The sequence below is a fragment of the Mesorhizobium sp. M0437 genome, from assembly GCF_040321335.1.
Classification (GTDB): domain Bacteria; phylum Pseudomonadota; class Alphaproteobacteria; order Rhizobiales; family Rhizobiaceae; genus Mesorhizobium.
Genome location: NZ_JAMYRK010000185.1, coordinates 1 through 1,829, shown reverse-complemented (window position 1 = coordinate 1,829; position 1,829 = coordinate 1). Strand labels below are relative to the sequence as shown.

Genomic DNA, 1,829 nt, shown 5'->3' with positions numbered 1-1,829 from the left:
TTGGCGAACCTGCGGCACAGCGCATCGTTCATCGCGCGCGGCAAAACCCAAAATACCCCACGGGATCGCATCCAGATCAGCAAAACCTATTCACTCAACGACATAGACAGATGGGTGTTATGAAACAGGATTGTAGTCGGCGCGCCACAGGGCGATGGCGACGCGTGCCTGAGCCAGCGAAGTAAACAGCGTTTCGTTGAGCAGTTCATCGCGTAGTCGGCCGTTGAAGCTCTCGATGAAGCCATTATCCGGCATGATGTTCTTGGTGCCATCGTTTGTTCGGTACGTCAGGTTCGTTAAGCTTGGCGCATCCGGGCCACGGGGCACCGGGAGCACGCAAGTGCGGGCAGGCCGTCGTATGCAGATGAACTGCGAGTTCGAGCACATTATCTGGCCGCCCCTACGACTCGCCCGCATGCGCTGCGAGCGCGGATCCGTATTTGTCGTGTTGCCCGCTCGCTCCCTGTTCGTGACCAACGATGGAGGGAACCGTGCGTATTATCGGCATGGACATACACCGCGTAGCCGCCGAGGTCGTGTCGTTGCTTGATGGCGAGATCGTCAAGCTCGGCCGCGTTCCAATGCTGCGCAACAAGCTCGAGGAGTTCGCCAGGAAGGAACTCACCCACGATGATCATGTGGTGATCGAGGCCACGGGCAATGCTGCTGCCGTCGCTGAAGTGCTGTCGCCCTACGTCGATCGGATCGTGATCGCCAATCCCAAGCAGGTGCATATGATCGCGCACGCGAAGGTGAAGACTGACACGATCGACGCCACTGTCCTTGCGAAGCTCTACGCCTCGGGCTTTCTGCCGGAGGTCTGGGTTCCGGATCCGGGGACCCTTGCCCTCCGAAGACAGGTCACCAGGCGGACACAGCTGGTTCGCCAGCGTTCGCGGCTGAAGAACCTGATCCAGTCAATCCTCCACGCCCACCTGATCCCGCCGTGTCCGCATGGGAACCTCGTCGGGATCAGCGGGCGCAAATGGCTGACGAGGCAAATATTGCCTGCGGATGAGCGTGCCGCCATCGAGCGCCACCTCGGCTTGATTAACCAGATCAACGAGGCGTTGACGGTGGTCGAGGCGGATATCGCCGTACATGCCCTTCAGGATCCGACAATCCGCCGCCTGATGACGTTACCCGGCCTCGACGTCACCGTGGCTGCGAGCGTTGCCGCGGCAATCGGCGACATACGGCGCTTCAGCGATCCACAGAAGCTCGTTGCCTATCTTGGCCTCAATCCGAGCGTGCGGCAGTCCGGTGAGGGGCCAGCCTATCACGGGCGCATCACGAAGCAGGGCCGCGCGGGGGATGCTGGTCGAGGCGGCATGGGCGGCTGTGCGATCGCCAGGACCTCTTCGCGCCTTCCACAAGCGGATCGCCTCGCGCCGCGGGAAGCACATCGCGGCCGTCGCCACTGCGCGCAAGCTTGCAATGATCATCTGGCACATGCTGAGCAAGGATACCGACTACATCTGGGCCCGGCCGGCCTTGCTCGCCCGCAAGTTCAGATCGGTCGAGCTGCGTGCCGGCCTTCCGACTAGCCATGCCAGACGCGGCACCGCCTTCGACTACAACATCCCGGCCAAGCGCACCGAAGAACGATCCCGCGTCGAGAAGGCGGAAGCTGCCTATGCAGCAGCGACTTCCCGATGGCGAACGAGGCCGGAAAGGCAGAAGGCTGTGGAAAAAGCCGCCGAATGAGAAGAACGGGCTATTCTACAACATCCGTCTGCATCGGCTTGCCGGGCGCAATGTAATGCCATTCGACGCGGTTCTGATCCGCCCAGGAGAGGATGGCGTTCGAGGTGAACTCGCTGCCATTG

The 1,829-nt window shown here is 61.5% G+C and carries 1 protein-coding gene and 1 pseudogene; one reads left to right on the top strand and one right to left on the bottom strand.

What is annotated here, in order from left to right; translation table 11 throughout:
* Positions 1–129 precede the first annotated feature (129 nt).
* A pseudogene (locus NKI72_RS34810) lies at positions 130–246 on the bottom strand (integrase core domain-containing protein); the annotation flags it as partial.
* A gap of 233 nt (positions 247–479) precedes the next feature.
* Here NKI72_RS34810 and NKI72_RS34805 point away from each other — a divergent pair.
* Positions 480–1,547, top strand: coding sequence for an IS110 family RNA-guided transposase (locus tag NKI72_RS34805; RefSeq protein WP_352852219.1), 1,068 nt, complete (start codon positions 480–482; stop codon positions 1,545–1,547).
* Positions 1,548–1,829 lie beyond the last annotated feature (282 nt).

Coding starts and splice junctions, on each gene's coding strand:
- NKI72_RS34805 (WP_352852219.1), top strand. CDS start 480: ATGGAGGGAACCGTGCGTATTATCGGCATGGACATACACCGCGTAGCC.